This window comes from Ruegeria sp. E8 (assembly GCF_056533985.1).
Genome location: NZ_JBQFOY010000014.1, coordinates 57,149 through 76,141, shown reverse-complemented (window position 1 = coordinate 76,141; position 18,993 = coordinate 57,149). Strand labels below are relative to the sequence as shown.

The window sequence follows — 18,993 nt, the reverse complement described above, 5'->3', positions numbered from 1 at the left end:
ACAGCGATGTTGTATCGGCTGTCGGCTGGCTTGGCGCGGGTCGAATTGTGGTGCGCCGCCTTTCTGGCGGTCTGCATAACGGTATTGATTTTGCTGAATGTCGTGACACGTACGGCGGGCAACGCCCTATTCTGGGTCGATGAACTGGCGATTTATGCCATGGTCTGGATGACCTTTCTGGGCGCGTCTGCCGCGTTGCATCATCGTAGTTCGGTGTCGATCTCCATTGTTTCGGATAACGTGCCGGACCGCGCGAAACGAGTGATCCGCAAGCTTGTGGATGTGGTGGTGTTTGCCTTTTCCCTCGCGATGCTGTGGTTCTGCTGGCGCTGGTTCCTGCCGCTGGACATCGCCAGCAGCGGCTTTGACACTGTTGCCTTTCAGGGTCAGACGTTCAATTTCATCTATGCAGAGCCGACATTAACCCTTGGTATGCCTAAGTATCTGTTTTGGTTGGTGATGTGGCTTTTCGCCCTTGGCGCGACACTGCATTCCACTATGCATCTGCTAAGCGCCCAGGCTCAGGGATCGCAGCCATGAGCCCCGTCGTCTTTCTGGCCACCCTGCTTCTGTCTGTGCCCGTGGCAATCGTGCTGGCAATCACGGCCATCTGGTACATCTGGGAAAGCGGTAACACGGTTCTTTACGACAGCTTCGCACAGAAAATGTTCGGCGGTCTTGAGAACTATGGCCTTCTGGCCATCCCGCTGTTCATGTTGACTGGAGAGTTGATGAACGAAGGCGGCATGACCCGTCGCCTCGTCGCGCTGGCGCGGGTATTTGTTGGCGGGTTTCGGGGCGGGCTGGCCTACATCAACCTGCTGGCCAACATGTTCATGGCGGCGATCATCGGTTCTGCAACGGCGCAAATCGCGGTCATGTCGCGCGCCATGGTCCCCGCAATGGAAGAGGAAGGCTATGACAAAGGCTTCGCGGCGGCCACAACCGCCGCAGGCGGGCTTCTGGCACCGGTGATCCCACCTTCAATGATGTTCGTGATCTTCGGTGTTCTGGCTCAGATTCCTATTGGCGACATGTTCATTGCCGGAATCCTGCCCGGCTTGATCCTTGCCGGAGCTTTCGCACTGGTCATCACCCTGCTCGGTTGGCAGCAGCAGTTTCCGAAAGGGCAATGGATGACATGTGGTGAAGCCGTGCAGGCCCTGATCAGCGCGGCCCCTGCCCTGTTGATCCCGATGTCGATCATCGGCGGTATCCTGTTCGGAATCGCCACACCGACCGAGTCCGCCGCGATTGCGTCCCTGATCGCATTTCTGGTGGGCTGGCTGGTCTACGGGGACCTGAAGCCGGGCAACCTGGCTGAGATGTTCAAACGCACGGCGGCCAATGCCTCGATGATCCTGTTCATGATCGCTGCCGCCAGCGTGTTTGGCTGGGTCATCATCTATGAGGAAATACCGCAGCAACTGGCTGGGTTGATCACGTCCGTCACTTCGGACCCGTTCGTGTTCCTATTGATCGTGAACCTTGCGTTGTTGCTGGTCGGAATGGTGATCGATGGCATCGCCGCGATTATCCTGATCACTCCGATCCTGCTGCCCATCGCAACCGGATCATACGATATCAGCCCCTATCAGTTCGGCATTGTTGCCTGTCTGAATCTGGTCCTTGGGTTGCTGACGCCCCCGGTGGGGATCGGATTGTACATCGCCTCATCGATGAGCGGCACGACACCCGGATCGATCCTGAAATCGCTTTGGCCGTTTCTGATTGCAGTAACCTTGGTCTTGCTTCTGCTCAGCTATTTCCCGAGCCTCTCGACGCTGTTAATCTGAGTAGATCGCGTATTGCGTCGAGGGTGCACGGGTGTAAATCACGCTCAACTTGCCAGTGATTGTCCGCTAAGCTGTCGAAAACGTCGCTGCCCAACAGGCCAAGCAAAGGTTATTCATGCTGCTCGACACTCCAATCTGCGATTTCGGCTGGAAGGCCCCGGATTTCACGCTCAAAGACCCGAACGGTCATTCCTTTACTATGTCCGATCACCTGCAAAATGGATTGCTGATCGTCTTCATCTGCAATCACTGCCCCTATGTCAAAACGATGACAGACAGGTTGGCGCAGGACAGTGATCTGCTGATGTCGAAAGGGGTCGGAGTACTGGCCATCATGTCCAATGACTATCGTGACTATGCTGAAGATACGCCGCCGAAGATGCTGGAATTTGCAAAGAATAACGGCTTCAACTTTCCCTATCTGGTGGACGAAGATCAATCCGTGGGCAAATCCTATGGCGCCGTTTGCACACCGGATTTCTTCGGATTGAACGCGGAAGGCAAGTTGCAATACCGGGGTCGTCTGGACAATCTGGGCCTAGGCCAGACAGGCGAACGTAAACCCGAACTGGTCAGTGCGATGCTGCACATTGCCAAGACCGGACAAGGGCCCCAGGACCAGATTCCATCCATGGGATGTTCGATCAAATGGACACGAGGCTAGGTCATGGGGCTCGTTTCGCTTGACCACGTCAATCTGCGCACCACACGTCTGGACGAGATGACAAGATGGTATGGCGATGTGCTGGGGATGCAGGTCGGCCCACGCCCGCCTTTCACTTTTCCCGGAGCCTGGCTTTATGTCGGTGACCGCGCCTACGTTCATCTTGTTGGTGTCGAGGCTGAGGCTACAGGATCGGAGACCGAACTGAAGCTCGAACATTTCGCCTTTTCAGCAAACGGGTTGGAAGAGTTCGAAGCGCATCTCAAGAGAATGGACGTTTCCTATCGTCGTGTGGATTTGACGTCGTTTAGTGTCGTTCAGTTGAATGTCTGGGATCCGGACGGCAATCACATCCACATCGATTTTCCGGCTGACGGATAAGAACAAGGCACTTTGAAACCGTTTCAGGCGGGGAAACCTATTTGTCCACCGTTTGAAGGCTTGACCGGGGCTACGGGGTCGTCCTTGATAGGATCAAGTTTTCCGGGTTAATCCCGGGTAGTTCTTTTTGATCAAAAGGATATGGGGAATGCATGATGTCGCTTCACCGCCGACATGCATGGCGGTCAAATGAGCGATGTTAAGGAATGGCTGGTCAGGCATGGCTTGTCCAAATATGTCGACGCTTTTTCCCGGCACGAGATCGAACTGGGCGATCTGTCGGAACTGAGTGACGATGACCTCATCACAATCGGCCTGCCGCTTGGACCCAGGCGTCGATTTCTCAAAGCCATGCGGGAGGAAACCGGAGGGCAAGCAGGATCGCAACGCGCAATTCAGGAACCCAACATTGTCGCCGAGCGCAGGCAATTGACGGTCATGTTCATCGACCTTGTCGGGTCGACGGCCATATCGCAAAAGCTCGACCCCGAAGATCTGGCCGAGGTTCTGAGGCAGTTCAAGGAAACCTGCGCCGCTGCGGTTGCCGCCTTTGACGGTCATATCGCCAGTTACTATGGCGACGGTATCATGGTGTTTTTCGGCTTTCCACACGCGCATGAGGACGACCCGGAACGCGCCATTCATGCGGGCCTTCGAATTGTTCGCGAAATTCCCGAAATCCGCACGCATGCAAATCTTGAAGTCCGCATTGGAATTGCAACCGGTCTGGTTGTGGTCGGCGACCTTCGCGGAGAGAAGATGTTCGAAGACGGCACAGCCATGGGTGAGACACCGAACCTTGCCGCCCGGCTTCAATCCATGGCCGATCCGGGCACGATGATCGTGGCGCCGACAACTCAGAAACTGGCCGGTGATGCGTTCGAATACGTGCGCCGCGGGACGTTTCAATTGAAAGGGTTCGCCAAAGAGGTCGAAGCCTGGCAGGTCACCGGCACACGCGAGACGTTCAGCCGCTTTCTGGCAGCTGATGATGCCATGATGAACTCACTGGTCGGTCGGTCGCAAGAACACGAAACCCTTCAAAGCAAGTGGACACTGGCTTGCCAGGGCCATGGTCAGGTTGCGCTGGTCTCGGGTGAAGCGGGCATTGGGAAATCCAGGCTGATCGAAGAACTTCGCCGCACGATTCCGGACGCCAAGCATCAACAACTTCGGTTTCAGTGTTCGCCTTTCCACGATGCAAGCGCCTTGTACCCGGTTATTCGTCAGCTTGAAACCGCAGCCGAACTGCGGGCCAACGACAGTACTGACGAGAAACTGGATAAGCTTTGCGGCGTCCTTGGCAACCCCTCTGAGCTTTCTTTGAAACTGACAGCGATGCTTTTGTCGATCCCGTTTGAGGACAAGCTCGGCCCACTGGATCTGACGTCTGAACAGATCATGGAGCAGACGCTTGAAATGCTGGTCAGTCATCTGGTTGCATCGGCACAGGAAAATCCGATCCTCTTGCTGTTTGAAGACGCGCATTGGATCGACCCGACGACAAAGTCGTTTCTCGATCGGATCGTTGATCGAATTGGGGATGTGCCCCTTTTGATGGTGATGAGTTTTCGGACGGGATTTGATCCGGGTTGGGAATACGCATCGAACCTTAGCCAGATCACTCTCCAACAACTGGACTTCGCGCAGGTTAAGCAGATCGTTAACGATGTTGCCAAAGGGAAGACTGTCCCGGACCAAGTTCATCATCTGATCGCCGCCAGATCCAATGGAGTTCCGCTTTACGTAGAAGAAGTGACGAAGGATCTGTTGGAATCCGATCTTCTGACGGAACGCGCCGGTGCCTATACGTTGGATCGGACGACGCCATCGTCTTCGATACCAAAAACATTACACGATGCGCTGATGGCTCGACTCGACCGATTGAGCTCGGCCAAGGAAGTGGCACAGATTGGCGCGGTTATCGGCCCGCAATTCTCGTATCCGCTTATTGCAAGCGTGTCCCGTTTTGACGAACGCGCGTTACGGTCCGGCCTGGATTTGCTGGTGGATGCGGGGATCGTGAATGTCTCGGAAACCGAGCCCGAGGAAACCTTCAGTTACCGTCATGCACTTATTCGGGACACTGCCTATAACAGCCTGCTGAAACGCGAGAGGCGAACGCTGCACGCACGTGTGGTCGAGGCTTTGAACAAATCGTCACCTCACGACAATTCTGCTGGCCCAGAGATTCTGGCCCATCACTACACGATGGCGGACATGCCGGATGAGGCGATTGAACAATGGTATCGGGCGGGTCAGCGTGCTGTTGAACGCTCGGCCGGGATCGAAGCGGCCACTCAGTTGGGCCGTGCGATCGCGTTGTTGGAACAGCAGGATGAATCCGTTGACCGGGATCGCATGGAAACCAAAATCCAAACTTTGCGGGCTGGTGTCCTGCGCTCGACCGCTGGTATCGCGGCCGACGAAACGGGGGCGGTTTATGCCCGAATTCGCGATTTGTGCAATCGGCTGGGCGAAACCGAGCAATTGTTCCCGGTGCTGAATGGTCTTTACGCCTACCATCTGGTGCGTGGGGAATATGACCTGGCCAAGGATGTCGCAGCGCAGTTACTGGAACTGGCTAGGCTGACTGAAGAAACACATCATTCCATGATTGCCCACCGGGCCATGGGTGCGGTCTTGTTGCATATCGGGCATCAGGACACCGCCTATGATCATTTGCGGCAAGCGCTGACTCTATATGATCCTCAGCAGCACGCCCGCCTTGCCTATGTCTATGGAACGGATCACGCAGCCATTACCTCATGCTTTCTCAGCATGACGGTCTGGTTGCGCGGGGAACCGGACCGCGCGCTTGAAATTCAGAAACAGGCAATCAAGGCGGCGCAGGAACTGGATCACGCGCATAGCCTGGCCCAGACCCTGACATATCTGTGCATGCTTCACCTGTTACGGCGTGAACCAGAACTGGTTTATGACGTTGTCGCGCGCCTAGAGGAACTTGCGACCAAACATGCCTTCCCGTTTATGAAACTGACGGCGAATGTCTGGCGTTGCTGGGCAGATACGCTGATCAAACCTGATGCCGAGACAATCCGCGCGATGCGAGATGCTTCGGAATCCTGGTGGGCCAGCGGGGCAGGAAACTACAAACCGTTGTTCCTGACGGTCCTTGCCGAAGCGTCGCTGAACGCGAACGAGCCAGAGGAAGCACAGAATCTTTTGGGCGAAGCACGTGCGCAGCAGGATTTGACCAATGAAGGGTGGACGCAGGCGGAAACTGACCGGGTACAGGCGTTAGTGAGATCCATTGGCACACCCGCCGACGATCTGTTCGCACTTGCGCTGCAAACTGCACGCGGGCAGCAAGCTAGGATGTTCGAACTGCGAACTGCCGTATATTATCTGCAGACCTGCGACCGGCTTGGATGTACTCCATCTTCATCCCCGGATCTTGAGGGTATTCTGGATGCAATTGCGGGTGGCGAAGAGACGCCCGATATCGCGAAAGCAGTGTCTTTGCTTAATCAAACAAAGGTATCCTAGATCCCTTTGCTGCCGGTCCCGAAAATTCAGCGAACACTGCCCATCCATTCTCTTCGGTTGAACGGATGTACAAAGTCTCGCTGTTTCAATTCGGTTGAAGCTCGTCCTGATATCCGAACAATGCAGGTTGCCCGCCGGTATGCAGCAAAACAACTTTCTGTCCTTTGCGAAGCACACGTTCGTCAAGCAACCCCAGAAGCCCGGCAAAGGTTTTGGCGGAATAGACAGGGTCTAGAAAGATGCCTTCGGCGCGCGCCATCAAAGTCAGGGCCTCGCGGGTTGAACGGCCGATCCGCCCATATCCGGGTGCCAGGGCGCCGTCCCAGGTGAGGATGTCTTTCATGACCAAGGCAGGGTCGAAGCCCAACATATTTGCCAGCCGCCCCAAGACCTTTTGCAAACGCGCCAGCTGCTGTTCCTGATCGCGGCGAACACAAATGCCGTAAACGGGTGCAGATTGCCCGGCCAGACGTAACCCGGTCAGGAACCCGCCATGGGTCGATCCGCTGCCGGATGGCACCACCGCTGCGTCAAACTCGCCGAGTTGCGCATGAAGTTCTGCTGCACCCGCCACATAACCCAATGCCCCCAGCGGAGGATGATCAATGCCCAGATGGATCACATAAGGGATTCGGCCCTCAGCAACCAGTTGGTCGGCGCGTTCGTGAAGAGCGTTATCGGCCCCCGCCTCGTCTTCACCCTCGGGATAGCTCATGTGTTCAGCGCCCAAAATCTGCGCCAGTAATACATTGCCAGACCGATGGTAGTATTCTCCCATACCGGCGACGCGCTCTTCTAGTTGAAGCACGGACGTCATACCCAGTTTTGCCGCTGCCGCCGCTGCGGTCCGCACGAAATTCGATTGCACCGCACCCGTGATCAGGATGGTGTCCGCCTTCTGCTGCAAGGCCTCACCCATGTAGAATTCCAGTTGCCGGGTCTTGTTTCCGCCAAAGCTGAGCCCGGTCAGATCATCCCTCTTGATCCATAGATCCAGCCCCAGTTGATCGGACAGGCGCTCAAGCCGTTCAACCGGTGTGACGGATGTCATCAGCTTTGCGCGGGGAAAACCAGAAAGCGCTTCATCAATCCTCATCCTTGTGCCCTCACCTTCACGCTCGTGGCTTGTGCCGAAGATTGGCACTACCGGCGAGGATAGAGAGGATACAGTCTACGCGGAAGACCACTGATCATGCCCAAAGGCTCGTCGCGCGCAATTTACTACTTTCCGGGTGGAAGGGCGTTGCGTTTGGCGACAAACGCGCCTATCGGTGCGCCCCGCCGGTCGCAGCCTACCCGGCTAACAAAACAAGGACTGACATTATGAATACTGCTTTGGTCTGCTCCGGCGGACTGGATTCCGTGTCTTTGGCCCATGTATTGGCGGCCGAAGGCAACCTGTCGCGATTGATCTCATTCGATTACGGTCAGCGTCACACTAAAGAATTGGACTTTGCAGCCAAATGCGCCGAACGGTTGAAGGTCGCGCATCACGTGATTGACCTGCGATCTGTGGGTGCGTCGCTAAGCGGGTCTGCTTTGACCGACGATCTGGACGTGCCGGATGGGCACTACGAAGAAGAGACCATGAAAGTCACCGTTGTCCCCAACCGCAACGCAATCATGCTGACCATCGCTTACGGGATTGCGGCGGCAAAGGGCGACGACGCGGTCGCGGCGGCCGTGCATGGGGGGGACCACTTCATCTACCCCGATTGCCGCCCGAGCTTCACTGATGCCTTCGACGCCATGCAGCGCGCGGCGCTGGACGGATACGCGAATGTGTCCCTGCATGTTCCCTTTGTGCACCGATCCAAGGCTGACATCGTTGCCGAAGGGGCGCGGGTGAATACACCCTTTGCCGACACATGGTCCTGCTACAAGGGCGGCGAGCTGCATTGCGGGCGCTGCGGCACCTGTGTCGAACGGCGTGAGGCATTTGATCTGGCCGGGGTCGAGGACCCGACCACTTACGAAGATCCTGAATTCTGGCGTCAGGCTGTGGAGAGGAAGCTGGCCTGATGTACCGTATCACCAAGGAATTCCACTTCTCGGCCTCACACCAGCTGACCCACTTGCCCGACAATCACCAATGTGCTCGGCTGCACGGTCACAACTATGTTGTCGTGGTCGAACTGGCCTCGGCCGACCTGAACGATGACGGGTTTGTGCGGGATTATCACGAGCTGAAACCGCTCAAGACCTATATAGACGACACGTTCGACCATCGGCATCTCAATGACGTGCTGAATTGCGTGTCGACCGCCGAGAACATGGCGCGCCATTTCTATGATTGGTGTGCAGCGCGCTGGCCCGAAACGGCTGCGGTCAAAGTGTCCGAAACGCCCAAGACATGGGCCGAGTACCGGCCATGACCCTACGCATCGCCGAGATATTCGGCCCCACCGTTCAGGGCGAAGGTGCGCTAATCGGCCAACCCACCGTCTTTGTGCGCACTGGCGGGTGCGATTTTCGCTGCGCGTGGTGTGACAGTCTGCATGCGGTCGACAGCACCTATCGCCACGACTGGAAAGCGATGGACACCGAAGCTGTCTGGACCGAGGTGCAACGTTTGTCAGGCGGCCGGCCCCTGACAGTGTCGCTGTCTGGGGGCAACCCCGCAATACAGGACTTTGCCCCATTGATCCGACTTGGCACACAGGCGGGATACAGCTTTGCCTGTGAAACTCAGGGGTCTTTGGCGAAGCCATGGTTTGCCGATCTGTCGATGCTTGTGCTCAGCCCTAAACCGCCTAGCAGTGATGAAACAATGGATTGGGACGCCTTCGACGCGTGCCTTGCAGTTCGACCCGCGCTGACAGCACTGAAAATCGTGATCTTTGATGACACTGATTTTCATTGGGCGCAGGAAGTGTCCGCGCGCTATCCAGACCTGCCGCTTTACCTGCAACCCGGCAATCCCGAGACCGACCCCGACCTGCCCGTCGATCTGCATCAGGCCACCGGGCGGCTGGAATGGCTGATCGACAAAACCCTAAGCACCGGGTGGTTCACCCCTCGTATCCTGCCCCAGCTGCATGTGCTGATCTGGGGCAACAAACGCGGCGTCTGACCAGAAGGAGACAGACATGAGCGACATCTACAGCAATCTCACCCAACTCGGCGGCGACACCGTTCTGCCCACCAACCCTGATGAAGCCGTTCTGGAACGCGTCCAGAACCCGCAAGCGGATGTGGACTATAACGTGCGGTTCACTGCGCCCGAGTTCACCTCGCTTTGCCCGATGACCGGGCAGCCGGATTTTGCGCATCTGGTCATCGATTATGTGCCGGCCGACTGGCTGGTGGAAAGCAAATCCTTGAAACTGTTCCTGGGGTCCTTCCGCAATCACGGCGCGTTTCACGAAGACTGCACCATTTCCATCGCCCGCCGTTTGCAGGAGTTTCTGGACCCGCGCTGGTTGCGCATCGGCGGCTATTGGTACCCGCGTGGAGGCATTCCGATCGACGTCTTCTGGCAAACCGGCCCCCTGCCCGAGGGTGTCTGGATCCCCGATCAAGGCGTCCCGCCGTATCGCGGGCGTGGCTGAGCCTAAAAGATCCAGGCGGGCTTATTTCTCGCTAGGATCGCTTTCTGCGTAGCTGCGCAAAACGTCCATATCCGCGATATCCGCGTGATTTCTGTTGATCTTGACGCCGATGGGTTTCAACCGGGAAAACGCGCGGCTAAGGCTTTCAGGTTTCATGCCCAAACGCCCTGCGATCAGCATCTTGTCATAAGGCAATTCCACCTCGCACTGACCCGAGTCGCAATCGCACAGGTTCAGCAGGAATTCCGCAACCCTCTGCGCGCCTGTCTGTGCCTTCAGTTGCTCAAGCTGCGCCACCAGAGAATGCAAATGCGTAAAGGTGGAGGCCAGAATCGACACGCCGATTTCCGGGTCTTCCTTCATCAGCGACAAGAGTACCGGGCTGGGGATGTGCATCACTTCACACGGCGATACGGCTTCGGCTGACACGGGATAAGGAACGTTGCGCAAAGCGACAGCCTCACCAAAGCTTTCGCCGCGGGTAAAAACGCTCACCACTGCTTCGGCCCCGGTCGCAGAAACCCGGAACAGCTTGACCCAACCCGCCAGCACGACATGAACGGCCTTGGCTTCTTCCTCCTGTAGAAAGATCGTCTCACCCCGGTCATACTGCCGCCAGATCGCCTGCCGCAGCAATGTATCCACATGCTGTTCTGGCAAACTGCGCAGAAGCAGTGACTGGCGTGCAATCGCCTTTTGCACTTCGTGTGGCATGAAGGCATCCCCTTACTTGTCCGTTCCGGGATTCTCCCCTGCTTCATGCTATGCCAAAGCCGGCGCTGGGCTACCACCCTTTTTCTTGTACCTGAACTTGACAATAGTCATGTCACGGCCCGCACCACTGACTTAAATTCACCTTCATAGCCAGTCATCCGGGGAGTATTTCAGATGGATTTCGAGCGATTTTTCGACCAGAGCCTCGCTGCTTTGAAGGATGAAGGAAACTATCGGGTATTTATCGACCTACAACGGCGCTGCGGCGCCTTCCCGAATGCGCGCCAGACCGATGGCCCGGTGCAGCGGGATGTGAGGATCTGGTGTTCCAATGACTATCTGGGCATGGGGCAGCATCCGAAAGTGATCGCGGCCATGCACAACGCTCTGGATCGCTGCGGCGCTGGCGCAGGGGGGACGCGCAATATCTCGGGCACTACACACGACCACGTTCTGCTCGAGGCCGAGCTGGCTGATCTGCACGGGAAAGAAGCTGCGTTGCTGTTCACTTCGGGCTATGTGTCCAATTGGGCTGCGTTGGGGACGCTGGCCGCCAAAATCCCGGGTTTGATCGTTTTCTCTGATGCGTTGAACCATGCTTCGATGATCGAAGGCATCCGTCATTCGCGCGCGCAAAAGGTCATCTGGAAACATAACGATCTAGAGGATCTGGAGGCGAAACTGGCCGCTGCCGATCCCGACGCGCCCAAGATGATCGCCTTTGAGTCGGTCTATTCCATGGATGGCGACATCGCTCCGATCAAAGAGATTTGCGACCTGGCCGACAAGTACGGCGCGATGACCTATCTGGACGAGGTTCATGCTGTTGGCCTTTACGGTCCGCGTGGAGGCGGCATCGCCGAGCGCGAAGGCCTGATGCATCGCCTGACAGTAATCGAAGGCACTTTGGGTAAGGCGTTTGGCGTGGTCGGCGGGTACATCGCGGCCTCAGCTGCGTTGTGCGATTTCGTGCGCAGCTTTGCCAGCGGTTTCATCTTTACCACCGCCCTGCCCCCTTCCATCGCAGCCGGTGCCACCGCATCGATCCGGCATTTGAAGCAATCGAGTGCAGAGCGTGATCTGCAAAAGGACCATGTGGCTCGGGTGCGTGCCCGTCTGGACGCGGAAGGAATTCCACATCTGCCCAATCCCAGCCATATCATCCCGGTGATGGTGGGAGATCCGGTGAAGTGCAAGTTCATTTCGGACACTCTGCTTGAGGAGTTCGGAATTTACATCCAGCCAATTAACTATCCCACCGTTCCCAAAGGAACCGAGCGTCTGCGGATCACACCGTCTCCAGTCCACACTGACGAGGATATCGATCACCTGGTTGGTGCCTTGTCGGCACTTTGGCAACGCTGTCAGATCGCGCGGATACCACAGGCTGCTCAATAACCTAAGCGCCCCTTTGCTTGGAAAACTGCCGCCTTTCGGGGCGGCCTTTTTCCGAGTCAATTCAGATAGAGCGCAAAGATCACAGCGGAAAACCCTGTCAGCACAATAGTGAAACCACGCAGCCAGCTTGGGCTGCTCGCCAAATCCAGATAGTGTTTCAGGATCATGCGGGCTTTGATCAAGGCCAGCAACAAAATACCGCCTCCCACGGCCGCACTCGGTACGCTGATCAGGGTCAACAACGCAGATCCGACGCTGAGCGCAAGGAGCCCTAACCACGCGCTGATGAGAGGGTTTAACCGCCTCCGGCGGGAGTATTTGGCAAAAGATGAAGATTGGGGCATCTGATTTAACCCAACAGGTAGATCACTGGGAACAGCAAGATCCAGACCAGGTCAACCATGTGCCAAAACTGTGCGCCAGCTTCGATGTTGCTGGGATCATCGCGCCAGGCAACCAGCAACAGAATTCCAACCCCGGCCAAAACATGGGCCGCGTGAAAGCCGGTCAGTAGATAGTAGAACAAGAAGAAAGGGTGCGTGTCATAGCCGATCCCCTGCAATGCTTTGTCTGCATATTCCGTGCCTTTGATGATCAGGAAAACCACCCCTAGCAGAGCAGCACAGATCAATGCCAGGCGGGCCGGAGCACGTTGCATGTTGCGCCGCCAACTTAACGCCTGTGCGGCCAGATAACCCGATGTCAACAGAACCGCAGTGTTCAACGCCGCCCCTGTGCGGTGTAGATGAGATTGCGCCTCGGCAAAACCGACCGGGTCGGTCAGACGAACCCCCATGAAAGCGATCATTCCGGCACCGAAGACCAGCAACTCCGAGATGATCAGAACCCACATCAGCAACTCACCCGGAAGCTCATCGATTAGGGATGCGTCGCTCATGCGCCGACCAATTGGCGGTAGATCTGTGGCAAGGCCATCGTCAGGCGGTGCGGATCCGGGATGACGGCAAAGCCCCCCTGCCCGAACATGCGCGGGAACCAGCTTTTGCCGGTTTTGTCGATGGTAACGCCAAAGACCGACTGCCCGGCCCGGCGGGCCTCTCGAATGGCCATACAGGTGTCTTCGATGCCGTGGCGACCTTCGTAATGATCCAGATCGTTGGGTTTTCCGTCGGTGATCACCAGTAACAACCGGCGTTTGCGAGATTGCCCCGCCAGATCGGCGGAACAATGGCGGATCGCGGCTCCCAACCTTGTATAGTGGCCGGGGCGCAGCGAGGCGATGCGTTGTTCGACCTTTGCGCCCATCGGTTCATCGAACCGTTTGCAGCGTTGCACATAGACGCGTTGGCGTTTCAGCGAACTAAAGGCGTGAATCGCGAAATCGTCGCCGCAGGCATTCAGGCCCCAGGCAAGTGCAGCCAGCGCTTCGCGTTCGATGTCGATCACCGCGCGGCCGGTGACAGCGCTTTCGGTCGAGCGGCTGACGTCGAGCAGGATCGAGACCGCCAGATCGCGCGCCTCGGGGCGGGACTGCAGCCAGATGCGTTCGGTGCCTTCGCCGTTGGCGCACCGATCGACCTGAGAACGTACGGCCGCTTCGATATCCAACTGGTCACCGTCCAGATGGCCACGTGTCATCACCCGACCGGGGCGCAGCGCCTCGAACTGACGTTTGACGGCACGAATGCGCCGGGCGGTGGCGGGGTCTTTGCCGAATTCGGCGGCATCTTCGCGAGATTCGGCGTCCGACAGCAGAACATTCACGTGATCTGGTAGGTATTTCCCCGTGCGCACATCCCATTCGGGATACAGAACCCGGCCCGACAGCCGTTCGCGATTTACATCCTCGGGGGCGAGGTCCAGATGCAGTTTCAACCGGGTCGGGGGCGCCTTGGAGATCTGTCCAAGCCCAATTTCTTCCTGATCGTCAGCAGCCTTCTTGGCGTTGTCTGGATCGTCGTCATCGATACGACGGTTGATGTTCAAGAACTCGGCCCAGCTGAGGATCGCCTCGAACTTATGCAAGATGAAACTGTCGCTGCGCGACGCCTGATCCGATTTGCGGCGGCGGGCACGGTGTGTTTTCTCGCCCGATTCCTCGGGTGGGCCTTCGGTGTCGGGGTTTTCGACCTCGTTATGTTCGGAAAAGCCAACGGCGCGCAATTCCGGCCACAGGGCGATCGGGCGAAAACGCTGGTATCCGCGCGGGGCGGTCAGGTCATCCTCCAGCGTCAACAAGTCCTCGGCCCTGGTCGAAAGTGGTACGGAATCGCCCAGCATGTGGCGGGCTAGTTCCTCGACCGCAGCTTCGATGGGTGGCAAGTCGGGCACGTCGCGCTGATGCAGCACCCCTTTGCAGAGCTCTGTGTAGAGCGGTCGCAAACCAGGTGCGTCTTCCAATGTCGCCTCGACCATGTCCTGCGCGGCGGTCAGGGCACGCAGATCAGCGCGCAGCGGGTCATCTTCGTCAATCCGGGTTCCGGCATGGGCGGCAGCGGCGGCCAGCCAGACAAAGAGCGCGCCATTGGCCTCGCGCGCGGGAAACACTGCCAACCGGTCGGGCAGGCGCAGAACCTCGCCATCGAACGAGGCGCGCGGCATCAGTTCGACCTCGGTAGCCAGACGGCGACGCCACCCCAGACGGTGGCGCGAAATCTCGGGTGAGACCGGGCGCAATTCAACGCCCGGACTACCCCCAAGTCCCCGAAAGAGGACAGCCAGCCGCCCCGCGACCTCGGAGAGGTCGACCGCGGCTCCATCGTGCACCTGGGGTGCATCGAGGCGGCTGGCAAGGGTGTGCCACAGTTTCCCGATCGTTTCTTCGGGTTCCCATGGCTCGAATTCGATCTTGACCATCGGCCGGCCTCACCCAAAGACAGCCGTGACAAGATCGAGGAGCCCGCGTTTGATATCCTCATCATCCGTCAGAGGTTCGATCATAGCGGCAAGGATGGCGCGGTCGGTGGACATGCCTTGCGCGATCAGCGTCGCAGCATAGACGACCAGACGGGTGGAGACGCCTTCCTCAAGGTCCTGACCCTTGAGCCCACGCAGCTTACCTGCGAGGCGCACCAGCGGTTTGCAGCGTTCCAGCGGCAGTCCGCTTTCCTGCGCGACGACTTCGGCCTCCATCTGAGGTGACGGAAAGTCGAATTCCAGCGAGATGAAACGCTGTCGGGTCGAGGGTTTCAGGGTTTTCAGGATATTCTGGTATCCGGGGTTATAGGATGCGACCAGCATGAAGCCGGGCGCGGCCTCAAGCTCTTCGCCGGTGCGGTCGATCGGCAGGATGCGCCGATCGTCGGTCAGCGGATGCAGCACAACGGTCACGTCCTTGCGGGCCTCGACCACCTCGTCGAGGTAACAGATCGCGCCTTCACGCACCGCGCGGGTCAAGGGGCCATCGACCCAGACGGTTTCGCCGCCTTTCAGCAGGTAGCGCCCGATCAGATCGGCGGCAGCCAGATCGTCGTGGCAGGCCACGGTATAAAGAGGGCGGCCAAGGCTGGCGGCCATATGGGCCACAAAGCGGGTCTTGCCGCAGCCTGTCGGTCCTTTCAAAAGAACCGGCAGGTCATTGTTGTAAGCGGCGATGAACACATCGCATTCATCGCCCTGGGCGAGGTAGAAGGGGGCGTTTGCCGCCCCCTCGTTCAGTTTCATGGAGCCGTCCATATCCATCACTCCGCTGGGGTTTCGGCCGCGCCGGGTTCAATGACCTCTTTCCGGGGAACCCAGATCGAGTAGATGAACAGCAGCGCGCCAAGGACCACGACCACACCAGAGCCAAGACGCATCCAGTAGAAGACTGCGATCTGGTCCTGCACGTCCATGAAGTAGTCTCCGACCACACGTTGCATGTGCGTTTGAACGGTTCCACCGAATGTCAGGACGAAGGTCATGAAGACCATGCCGCTGGTCATCAGCCAGAACGAGCCCATGTTCAGAACCTGATTATAGGGATCACGGTTCTTCAGGATCGGCATCGCATAGGTGAAGATCGCCAGGTTGAGGCAGACATAGGCACCGTAGAAGGCCAGGTGACCGTGTGCAGCGGTGATCTGCGTGCCGTGGGTATAGTAGTTCACCCCGTGCAGAGTATGCAGGAAGCCCCAGACACCGGCTCCAAAGAAGGCGAGCGTCGCGCAGCCAAGTGACCACAGCAGCGCGGCCTTGTTGGGGTGGTCTCGACGGCCCTTCCAGACCATGACAAAGGCAAAGGCCATCATCGCGAAGAACGGGATCACTTCGAGGCTCGAGAAGATCGACCCGATCCACTGCCAGTAAGCAGGCGTACCGATCCAGTAGTAGTGGTGCCCTGTGCCAAGGATGCCCGAGAACAGCGCAGCCGCGACGATGACATAAAGCCATTTCTCGACCACTTCACGGTCCACGCCGGTCAGCTTGAGCATCAGGTAAGCCAGGATCGAGGCCATGATCAGCTCCCACACACCTTCAACCCACAGGTGGACGACATACCACCAGTATTGCTTGTCCAAGGACAGGTTGCCGGGGTTGTAGAAGGCGAACAGGAACAACAGCGCCAGACCCCAGAGGCCCAGAAGCAGGATGTTGCTGATCGCGGTTTTCTTACCCTTAAGCACCGTCATTGAGATGTTGTACAGGAACATCAGCGCGGCGACGACGATACCCGCCTTGACCCATTTGGGTTGCTCAAGGAACTCGCGCCCCTCTTTGCCCAGCAGCCAGTTGCCTTCGAACAGGTTGAAGACATAGGTCACGACCACGCCCAGCGTACCGACCACAAGAATGATCAGCTGCAGATAGGCCAGCGTGGGTGAGTGGATCTCGCGCTCGGTTTCTTCGGGGATCAGGAAGTAGGCCGCACCGAAAAAGCCCAGCAGCAGCCAGACGATCAGAGAGTTGGTGTGCAGCATCCGCACGATGTTGAACGGCAGAAGCTCACTCAGGAAGTTCGGGAAGACATAGATAAAACCGGCCAGAAGGCCACCGATCACCTGTATCGCGAACAGGGCCATTGCCACGGCAAAGTAGGCATAGGCGATTTTTTGGGATTCGTATTTCATTGCTCCGTTCCCTTTCTTAGCCTGCCTCGTTGGGCGGCCAGCCCTGAGCGTCGATATTGTCCGTCCAGATCAGGAAGTTGGTCAGATCACGGATCTCTTCGTCGCTGAGGTTGAAATTAGGCATCTGTCGACGACCGGGAATGCCGGTCGGCTGCGCCTCCATCCAGCCCTTGAGCGCCTCAAAGGCTGATTCCGGGTCGTCCAGCACACCCCAGCGGGTCATCACATTCGCAACTTCAGGCGCATAGTATGCACCTTCACCCATGATCGTGTGACAGTTGATACAAGCGTGTTCTTCCCAGACGTGTTTACCCCGGACCACGCTGTCATCGAGTTTCGCCGAGTTTTCGGAGTTGACGATATACCAGTGGGAATGGGCCGACAGGGCCAGAAAGATAAGGATAAAGAACAGTGACCCGCCATAGAATATGTTGCGCGCCATGCTCTTGGTCATGACTTCTCGCATTGCGCTCTCCTTTGCGCAGATTAGCTAGTGTGATCAGCATGGCGGCTGTGCGCCGGTGGCTCCTTAACGAAAGTCAAGACCGCTGAAAGGAAATGAGTTTCACCCTGCCCTGGTCGCGCGGGGGCCTGTCAACGCGGGCCACATGGCGATCAAATATAGTGCAAAGGCACAGACCCACAGACCATCCGACAGCAACATTGCCACCATGTATCCTGCGCTCAGCTCGGCCCCGACCCAGCGCGACAACGCGGCCACGGCCATCAGCCCATAGGCCACTACCATGGGTCCCGGTGCAATCAGGTCGCGCCCACTATGGCCCAGGGCGGCGCGGCTCATGACAGCAAGGGTCATGCCGCCAACGCAACCGATGCCCAGAACATGCAATGCGGCGACTTCATTGCCTACGCCTAGCACTGCCAGCCCCCACAGGATCAACCCCAGCGCCAGCATCGCCAGACCCAGGTGCAACGCCAGCAGGATCGGTTGCCGCGCAGACCAGAGTGCGCGCCAGCGGATCATGCGCAAAACTTGCACTACACCCAGAGCCAGCGCACCGACAACGGCGACCGGCCCCGTGCCCAGCGTAAGAGCGACCAGCGGCAGAAGCAGGGCAAGCACCATGCTCGCCTTGTCCAAAGCAGGAACCGAGACGGGCCAATACGCTTCCGTCACACCGGCGCGCTTCATCGCATTGCGGGTAAAGGCTGGCGTAATCCGCCCGCCCAGAATGGCGATCATAGCGCACAGCGACAGTAGCCCTGCGCGCAACCCGGTTTGCAGTGTGTCCGCCGTAAACCCCATCCATTCCAAATGAGTCATCAGGTCGGCAACCCAAATGAAGCTCAGCAACAGCAGGAAAACCAAGTTCTGCGGTTTCGGGCGGCGGATCAGCTGCGTCAGGATTTTAGCCGCCAGAACGGGAACAAAAGCCAGGTCAACCACCGCAACGAAAGCCGGTGGCAGCATTCCCGAAAACCACATTGCCATCCGGCCGGCCAGCCACAGCCCGGCGGCCAGCATGATAAAACGGGCGCGTGCCTCGGGCGCACCGGTCCAGTTCGGAACGGCGGTCAAAAAGAACCCGCCCAACGCTGCGGTGGCATAGCCAAAGATCATCTCGTGCGCGTGCCACATTGGCGGCGTCATGCCGTAATCCGGTGCCATGTAAGGCACAGCCAACCACAGCCCCCAGACCAATCCGACAAAAAGGCCGTAAAGACCGGCGGACAGAAAGAAAACACGAAACCCTTCACCGAGAACGCGGGTGATGAATGCGGGCATAACTGCTCTCCTTAGCGGTTTTCCAAGGCGTAACAGTGCGGGTATTTCGATGACTTAACCAAAATCAAAACCACGAAAACATGCGTCTAAAACGCAGATTTTTCGCAAGAATTTTGCACCTTTTTTCCGGTTTGATCGCTGAATTGCACACCCGGCGTTGACTTTCGTCAAGGAGATGCCGGCGGCGATGTCTCACCCTAGGAGCTGCCTCACCAGCAAATGG

Annotated in this window: 19 protein-coding genes; 10 read left to right on the top strand and 9 right to left on the bottom strand. The window is 57.7% G+C overall.

What is annotated here, in order from left to right; all coding sequences use genetic code 11:
* Positions 1 to 6 precede the first annotated feature (6 nt).
* The 5 genes from ACR0LF_RS16975 to ACR0LF_RS16955 all read left to right on the top strand — a co-directional run bounded on the left by ACR0LF_RS16975 (position 7) and on the right by ACR0LF_RS16955 (position 6,351).
* Positions 7 to 540 (top strand): TRAP transporter small permease, encoded by a 534-nt coding sequence (locus ACR0LF_RS16975; RefSeq protein WP_480577028.1) that lies wholly within the window; start codon positions 7 to 9, stop codon positions 538 to 540.
* A complete protein-coding gene (locus tag ACR0LF_RS16970; RefSeq protein ID WP_480577031.1) occupies positions 537 to 1,796 on the top strand; it encodes a TRAP transporter large permease in 1,260 nt (419 codons plus the stop codon). Before ACR0LF_RS16975 ends, ACR0LF_RS16970 begins: the two co-directional genes overlap by 4 nt.
* A 115-nt stretch (positions 1,797 to 1,911) precedes the next feature.
* On the top strand, positions 1,912 to 2,460 hold the full coding sequence (locus ACR0LF_RS16965; RefSeq protein WP_480577034.1) for a thioredoxin family protein: 549 nt from the start codon (positions 1,912 to 1,914) through the stop codon (positions 2,458 to 2,460).
* Positions 2,461 to 2,463: 3 nt separating this feature from the next.
* Positions 2,464 to 2,841, top strand: a complete 378-nt coding sequence (locus ACR0LF_RS16960; protein WP_480577037.1) for a VOC family protein — start codon at positions 2,464 to 2,466, stop codon at positions 2,839 to 2,841.
* A gap of 189 nt (positions 2,842 to 3,030) precedes the next feature.
* Entirely contained in the window at positions 3,031 to 6,351 is a 3,321-nt protein-coding gene (locus ACR0LF_RS16955) for an ATP-binding protein (protein ID WP_480577040.1), read from the top strand.
* 85 nt (positions 6,352 to 6,436) lie between these two features.
* On the opposite strand, the gene ACR0LF_RS16950 is transcribed toward ACR0LF_RS16955, so the two are convergent.
* Entirely contained in the window at positions 6,437 to 7,447 is a 1,011-nt protein-coding gene (locus ACR0LF_RS16950; RefSeq protein WP_480577043.1) for a D-cysteine desulfhydrase family protein, read from the bottom strand.
* 227 nt (positions 7,448 to 7,674) lie between these two features.
* On the opposite strand from ACR0LF_RS16950, the gene queC reads away from it, so the two are divergent.
* The 4 genes from queC to queF are packed head-to-tail and all read left to right on the top strand — an operon-like array spanning position 7,675 to position 9,902.
* On the top strand, positions 7,675 to 8,373 hold the full coding sequence (gene queC, locus ACR0LF_RS16945) for a 7-cyano-7-deazaguanine synthase QueC (RefSeq protein ID WP_480577046.1): 699 nt from the start codon (positions 7,675 to 7,677) through the stop codon (positions 8,371 to 8,373).
* Positions 8,373 to 8,726, top strand: a complete 354-nt coding sequence (queD, locus tag ACR0LF_RS16940; protein ID WP_480577049.1) for a 6-carboxytetrahydropterin synthase QueD — start codon at positions 8,373 to 8,375, stop codon at positions 8,724 to 8,726. The genes queC and queD overlap by 1 nt, the downstream gene beginning before the upstream one ends.
* Positions 8,723 to 9,424 carry a 7-carboxy-7-deazaguanine synthase QueE gene (gene queE, locus ACR0LF_RS16935; protein ID WP_480577052.1) on the top strand — a complete coding sequence of 234 codons (702 nt, stop codon included), beginning with the start codon at positions 8,723 to 8,725 and terminating at the stop codon, positions 9,422 to 9,424. Before queD ends, queE begins: the two co-directional genes overlap by 4 nt.
* A 16-nt stretch (positions 9,425 to 9,440) precedes the next feature.
* Positions 9,441 to 9,902: a preQ(1) synthase gene (gene queF, locus ACR0LF_RS16930; RefSeq protein ID WP_480577055.1), complete on the top strand. Its 462-nt coding sequence runs from the start codon at positions 9,441 to 9,443 to the stop codon at positions 9,900 to 9,902.
* Positions 9,903 to 9,923: 21 nt separating this feature from the next.
* Here queF and ACR0LF_RS16925 read toward each other — a convergent pair whose 3' ends face one another.
* Positions 9,924 to 10,616 carry a Crp/Fnr family transcriptional regulator gene (locus ACR0LF_RS16925; RefSeq protein ID WP_480577057.1) on the bottom strand — a complete coding sequence of 231 codons (693 nt, stop codon included), beginning with the start codon at positions 10,614 to 10,616 and terminating at the stop codon, positions 9,924 to 9,926.
* 174 nt (positions 10,617 to 10,790) lie between these two features.
* Between ACR0LF_RS16925 and hemA the strand changes: the two genes are divergently transcribed.
* Positions 10,791 to 12,014 carry a 5-aminolevulinate synthase gene (hemA, locus tag ACR0LF_RS16920; protein ID WP_480577060.1) on the top strand — a complete coding sequence of 408 codons (1,224 nt, stop codon included), beginning with the start codon at positions 10,791 to 10,793 and terminating at the stop codon, positions 12,012 to 12,014.
* A 56-nt stretch (positions 12,015 to 12,070) separates the two neighbouring features.
* Here the strand turns inward: hemA and ACR0LF_RS16915 are convergent, their stop codons facing one another.
* From ACR0LF_RS16915 to ACR0LF_RS16885, 7 genes are all read right to left on the bottom strand, one after another.
* Complete coding sequence (locus ACR0LF_RS16915; protein ID WP_480577063.1) at positions 12,071 to 12,358, bottom strand: cytochrome C oxidase subunit IV family protein; 288 nt, start codon at positions 12,356 to 12,358, stop codon at positions 12,071 to 12,073.
* Between the two features lie 5 nt (positions 12,359 to 12,363).
* Positions 12,364 to 12,912: a cytochrome c oxidase subunit 3 gene (locus ACR0LF_RS16910; protein WP_480577066.1), complete on the bottom strand. Its 549-nt coding sequence runs from the start codon at positions 12,910 to 12,912 to the stop codon at positions 12,364 to 12,366.
* Positions 12,909 to 14,831 carry a nitric oxide reductase activation protein NorD gene (locus ACR0LF_RS16905; RefSeq protein WP_480577069.1) on the bottom strand — a complete coding sequence of 641 codons (1,923 nt, stop codon included), beginning with the start codon at positions 14,829 to 14,831 and terminating at the stop codon, positions 12,909 to 12,911. The genes ACR0LF_RS16910 and ACR0LF_RS16905 overlap by 4 nt, the downstream gene beginning before the upstream one ends.
* A gap of 9 nt (positions 14,832 to 14,840) precedes the next feature.
* Positions 14,841 to 15,650, bottom strand: coding sequence for an AAA family ATPase (locus tag ACR0LF_RS16900; protein WP_480577073.1), 810 nt, complete (start codon positions 15,648 to 15,650; stop codon positions 14,841 to 14,843).
* 5 nt (positions 15,651 to 15,655) lie between these two features.
* On the bottom strand, positions 15,656 to 17,023 hold the full coding sequence (locus tag ACR0LF_RS16895) for a cbb3-type cytochrome c oxidase subunit I (RefSeq protein ID WP_480577076.1): 1,368 nt from the start codon (positions 17,021 to 17,023) through the stop codon (positions 15,656 to 15,658).
* 16 nt (positions 17,024 to 17,039) lie between these two features.
* Positions 17,040 to 17,489, bottom strand: a complete 450-nt coding sequence (locus ACR0LF_RS16890) for a c-type cytochrome (RefSeq protein ID WP_480577079.1) — start codon at positions 17,487 to 17,489, stop codon at positions 17,040 to 17,042.
* Positions 17,490 to 17,588: 99 nt separating this feature from the next.
* Positions 17,589 to 18,770 carry an NnrS family protein gene (locus ACR0LF_RS16885; RefSeq protein WP_480577082.1) on the bottom strand — a complete coding sequence of 394 codons (1,182 nt, stop codon included), beginning with the start codon at positions 18,768 to 18,770 and terminating at the stop codon, positions 17,589 to 17,591.
* Positions 18,771 to 18,993: the final 223 nt, after the last annotated feature.

Bases quoted from the DNA above. Each gene is read 5' to 3' on its own strand.
- ACR0LF_RS16975 (WP_480577028.1), top strand. From the start codon at position 7: ATGTTGTATCGGCTGTCGGCTGGCTTGGCGCGGGTCGAATTGTGGTGC.
- ACR0LF_RS16970 (WP_480577031.1), top strand. From the start codon at position 537: ATGAGCCCCGTCGTCTTTCTGGCCACCCTGCTTCTGTCTGTGCCCGTG.
- ACR0LF_RS16965 (WP_480577034.1), top strand. From the start codon at position 1,912: ATGCTGCTCGACACTCCAATCTGCGATTTCGGCTGGAAGGCCCCGGAT.
- ACR0LF_RS16960 (WP_480577037.1), top strand. From the start codon at position 2,464: ATGGGGCTCGTTTCGCTTGACCACGTCAATCTGCGCACCACACGTCTG.
- ACR0LF_RS16955 (WP_480577040.1), top strand. From the start codon at position 3,031: ATGAGCGATGTTAAGGAATGGCTGGTCAGGCATGGCTTGTCCAAATAT.
- ACR0LF_RS16950 (WP_480577043.1), bottom strand. From the start codon at position 7,447: ATGAGGATTGATGAAGCGCTTTCTGGTTTTCCCCGCGCAAAGCTGATG.
- queC (WP_480577046.1), top strand. From the start codon at position 7,675: ATGAATACTGCTTTGGTCTGCTCCGGCGGACTGGATTCCGTGTCTTTG.
- queD (WP_480577049.1), top strand. From the start codon at position 8,373: ATGTACCGTATCACCAAGGAATTCCACTTCTCGGCCTCACACCAGCTG.
- queE (WP_480577052.1), top strand. From the start codon at position 8,723: ATGACCCTACGCATCGCCGAGATATTCGGCCCCACCGTTCAGGGCGAA.
- queF (WP_480577055.1), top strand. From the start codon at position 9,441: ATGAGCGACATCTACAGCAATCTCACCCAACTCGGCGGCGACACCGTT.
- ACR0LF_RS16925 (WP_480577057.1), bottom strand. From the start codon at position 10,616: ATGCCACACGAAGTGCAAAAGGCGATTGCACGCCAGTCACTGCTTCTG.
- hemA (WP_480577060.1), top strand. From the start codon at position 10,791: ATGGATTTCGAGCGATTTTTCGACCAGAGCCTCGCTGCTTTGAAGGAT.
- ACR0LF_RS16915 (WP_480577063.1), bottom strand. From the start codon at position 12,358: ATGCCCCAATCTTCATCTTTTGCCAAATACTCCCGCCGGAGGCGGTTA.
- ACR0LF_RS16910 (WP_480577066.1), bottom strand. From the start codon at position 12,912: ATGAGCGACGCATCCCTAATCGATGAGCTTCCGGGTGAGTTGCTGATG.
- ACR0LF_RS16905 (WP_480577069.1), bottom strand. From the start codon at position 14,831: ATGGTCAAGATCGAATTCGAGCCATGGGAACCCGAAGAAACGATCGGG.
- ACR0LF_RS16900 (WP_480577073.1), bottom strand. From the start codon at position 15,650: ATGGACGGCTCCATGAAACTGAACGAGGGGGCGGCAAACGCCCCCTTC.
- ACR0LF_RS16895 (WP_480577076.1), bottom strand. From the start codon at position 17,023: ATGAAATACGAATCCCAAAAAATCGCCTATGCCTACTTTGCCGTGGCA.
- ACR0LF_RS16890 (WP_480577079.1), bottom strand. From the start codon at position 17,489: ATGCGAGAAGTCATGACCAAGAGCATGGCGCGCAACATATTCTATGGC.
- ACR0LF_RS16885 (WP_480577082.1), bottom strand. From the start codon at position 18,770: ATGCCCGCATTCATCACCCGCGTTCTCGGTGAAGGGTTTCGTGTTTTC.